This is a genomic window from Nitrospirota bacterium, assembly GCA_016194305.1.
Taxonomy (GTDB): domain Bacteria; phylum Nitrospirota; class Nitrospiria; order JACQBW01; family JACQBW01; genus JACQBW01.
Map to the genome: position 1 here is coordinate 1 of JACQBW010000027.1, position 3,331 is coordinate 3,331.

General features: G+C 46.9%; 4 protein-coding genes. 1 reads left to right on the forward strand and 3 read right to left on the reverse strand.

All coding sequences use genetic code 11. The features are described from left to right. Positions 1–117 precede the first annotated feature (117 nt). The gene (locus HY200_08900) at positions 118–1,251 is read left to right on the forward strand and encodes a VCBS repeat-containing protein (protein ID MBI3595062.1); all 1,134 of its coding nucleotides are present in this window, start codon (positions 118–120) and stop codon (positions 1,249–1,251) included. Positions 1,252–1,357: 106 nt separating this feature from the next. Here the strand turns inward: HY200_08900 and HY200_08905 are convergent, their stop codons facing one another. The 3 genes from HY200_08905 to HY200_08915 form a co-directional block, all read right to left on the reverse strand. Next, on the reverse strand, positions 1,358–1,555 hold the full coding sequence (locus HY200_08905) for a hypothetical protein (protein ID MBI3595063.1): 198 nt from the start codon (positions 1,553–1,555) through the stop codon (positions 1,358–1,360). Between the two features lie 60 nt (positions 1,556–1,615). Continuing rightward, entirely contained in the window at positions 1,616–2,062 is a 447-nt protein-coding gene (locus tag HY200_08910) for a hypothetical protein (GenBank protein MBI3595064.1), read from the reverse strand. Between the two features lie 6 nt (positions 2,063–2,068). After that, a partial coding sequence (locus HY200_08915) for a radical SAM protein (protein ID MBI3595065.1) occupies positions 2,069–3,331 on the reverse strand: 1,263 nt, incomplete at its 5' end.

The following is a 3,331-nucleotide window of genomic DNA, read 5'->3' on the forward strand; positions in this document are numbered from 1 at the left end:
ATATATGGATCAGAGGGGAGAAGTCGGGCTCCTTGATCGCGAAATGATGGAAAAGATGAAGAAATATCTGCAAGGGGATGAAAAAAAACTCTTATAAGAGAATGGATGCTCTTCCTGATGGGTTTTCAATATCTTCCCCTTTTTCTGTTGCTGGTTTTTTCCGGATGTTCTTCTCAACGCACAATAGAACCTTCTCCCTATCAAAATAATTTTTCACCTGATGCCACTTACCATGTTGGATTAAATCCAAATTTTCTGTTGACTGCCGATTTGAACCGCGATGGGCTGCCCGATCTCATTACTTCTAATACGAACAGTAATAACATTTCAGTTTTATTAGGAAAACAGGATGGCTCGTTTAAGGAACATGTCATGTTTCCTGTGGGGAAACGACCGAGAGGGATTGCCATCGGAGACTTCAATGGCGACAAAATACCTGACATTGCAGTCAGTAATAATGAAACGGATGATCTGACCATTCTAATCGGAAAGGGAGACGGCACCTTTATCGAGGGAGAACCGATCAAACTGGACCAGCGTTCACCACTCTTTGTGAGTGCGGGCGATTTTAATCAGGATGGGCGCGTCGATCTCCTCATACTTTCCAGGTTTGATCATCTGATCCTTTATCTTGGGAATGGGGATGGCACCTTCAAGTTTTATAAAACTTTCAATGCAGATGACACACCGACGGCTTTGGTTATGGGCGATTTTAATCGGGACCAGAAGACGGACCTCGCCGTGACGAATAATGGTCCGATGAAGAGCGGGCTGGAGATTTTTTTAGGAGATGGCCAGGGGAATTTTACCCCGGGGTTCAAATATGAGGCTAAAAACTATCGTCCGCTAGCGCTGACCGTGACCGATCTGAACAACGACGGGATTCCTGATTTAATGACGGTGGATGCCATTCATCATAATGTCACGCTTTTTATTGGGAATGGAGACGGCACTTTCAAGGCAATGGAACCGATGAGTGGCGATTCGGAGCCGATCTCAATCCTCACAGATGATTTTAATAGGGACCATATGATGGACATCGCCTTTATCAACTATGCAAGCAGTACCCTTGCGATGTATTATGGAAATGGCAATGGCACATTTAAAATGCCTCCCGCCAGATACCAGACGAAAAGAGGTCCTTTTTCCATGGTTAAAGGGGATTTTAATCATGACGGAACAACCGACTTGGCCATCGCCAACCACGGCGACAGCTCGGTGACTATTTTTCTTGGAAAACCCCCCAGATAAAGTTCTATTCTTTAAACCTGCTCAAAACAGTTCGCCAGCCATCGCCTTCTCGAACCCTTCTTAATTAAATCTTCATTCTTTTTGAACTATTATTCATACCTGTTATCTATTTGGGTCTGTTTTTCCCGTAAATCCCGGTCAAAACGATGAAAATCAGGACAATGACCCAGGCGCGAAGCGCGATTTCGCCAAGTTCAGGTCTGAAAAAGGCGTCCACCACCGTACCCTGATTAAAGAGAACGGATTCGACAAAGGATGCCCCGGTCCAGTAGATCAACGCAAATACGATGAATGCGGAAGTCATTTTCATTTTATTTTTTGGAGGGAAAAAGCTCTGGCATCTCGAGTCAATTTCGGAAAGGATTCAAGGGAGATGTTTCAGGAATGCGGCCATCATCAGAATTAATATGCCGAGAATAAAGGTCGGCTGTTTAAATGGAATGTCCGACAGACCCTGTTTCTTATCTCTTCCCAGGATTATTTTGAGCGCCAACAGATAGTGAGTCAAAATAATGCTGAAAAATAAAATTTTAAATGTCAGGGCGACGAAATAGGGTATCGAAAACTCCCCTCGGACCATATGGGCAAAATGAATATTGATCCCTCCGGTCAGGAGGATCAGCGCAATAAACAGTCCCGAGACTTTCTGGAACCGGTCGTGAAGCTCTTCAAGAAAGTATCTGAATTTTTCATCGCCCACATATTTTTTTGCTACGGGAGAAAGAAATAGGGATAAGAAAATGAGTCCCCCGATGTAACTGAATCCGGCCAGAAGGTGTATCCAGAAATTTAGAACTTTAACGACATTCATGTCCGTTTACTCCAACCCTTTAAATTGTCCTGCGTCGAATACCGGTTTTGTATTGCCGAAAGTGTTCTGACGAAGTTCTTCCATATCTTCAAGCGTAACCAGGTTTCTCCCTTTACCCCTGACAAAGATTTCCACTCTTCCTTTAATCATTTTTTGGAGAAAGAATGGGAGTCTATTTAACCGGGCATGGGATCGCTCGTCCCAAATCATGTTGAGATCACCGGTCGTTGTCTGGGGCAGGATTCGAACGCCCCCTTTAGGCGTATAGAGGCACCAGAGATCCTCATCCAGGTAATCTCCGTGCGAGGCAAAGGGACGGGCACGGCATCCTCCGCAAAGCTCGCTGTATTCACATTCGCCGCATTTTCCTTTTAATGCCGGAGCGCGGAGATCTTCGAAGAGCGAAGAGTTTTCCCAGATCTGATCGAAACCCTTTTCTCTCAAATTGCCGACGGAAACTGGCATAAAAGGGCAGGGAGTCACATCTCCTTCCGGTGTGATTCTGCAATAATGGGTGCCGGCAAGACAACCGCCCCCTTCATATCCCTGCGCTTTGGTTACCGGAGACTCCGGATTCTTCTCATAAGCGATTCGCTTGAAGTGAGGCGCACACCTGGACCGAACCAGCATCCCGGAATATTTCTTTTGAATATCCACGAGATATTCCAGTACGGTCTCATATTGCGAAGGCGTAATGTCCGACATCTCTTCACCCCGGCCGGTACAGACCAGAAAGAAGAGATTGTATACCTTGGCCCCTTTTTCGTAGGCATAATCCATGATCTTCGGGATTTCCTGATAATTCATGCTACTGGCGGTCGTGTGAACCTGGAATTGAAGGCCATTCCGGTTGCAGGCTTCGATTCCGCGCAAAGCCCCTTCGAGTGCGCCTGGAAGTTTTCTGAAAGAGTTGTGATGACCTGCGTCAAGCGAATCAACGCTGATGGAGACGCCCATTACGCCGTTGGCTTTCAATTCCCGAACCTTCTCATCCGTCAGGAGAGTGCCATTGGTTCCGACGACGACCATCATTCCCTTTTGGGCTGCATAACGGGCGATCAGGGGCAGGTCCCTGCGGAGGAGGGGTTCGCCCCCGGTTAAAACCAGTATCGAGGCGGGATTAACCCGGACCATGTCATCGATTGCCCGGTAGCATTCTTCGGTGTTAAGTTCGTCTATCGCGCCAGCATCGCGTTCTCCTGCGGAGAGGTAACAATGGTCGCAACGAAGATTGCAGCGTTTGGTGAGATTCCAGGCGATTAGGAAGGG

Excerpts from the sequence above, each read along its gene's own strand:
- HY200_08900 (MBI3595062.1), top strand. The coding sequence starts at position 118 with ATGGGTTTTCAATATCTTCCCCTTTTTCTGTTGCTGGTTTTTTCCGGA.
- HY200_08905 (MBI3595063.1), bottom strand. The coding sequence starts at position 1,555 with ATGACTTCCGCATTCATCGTATTTGCGTTGATCTACTGGACCGGGGCA.
- HY200_08910 (MBI3595064.1), bottom strand. The coding sequence starts at position 2,062 with ATGAATGTCGTTAAAGTTCTAAATTTCTGGATACACCTTCTGGCCGGA.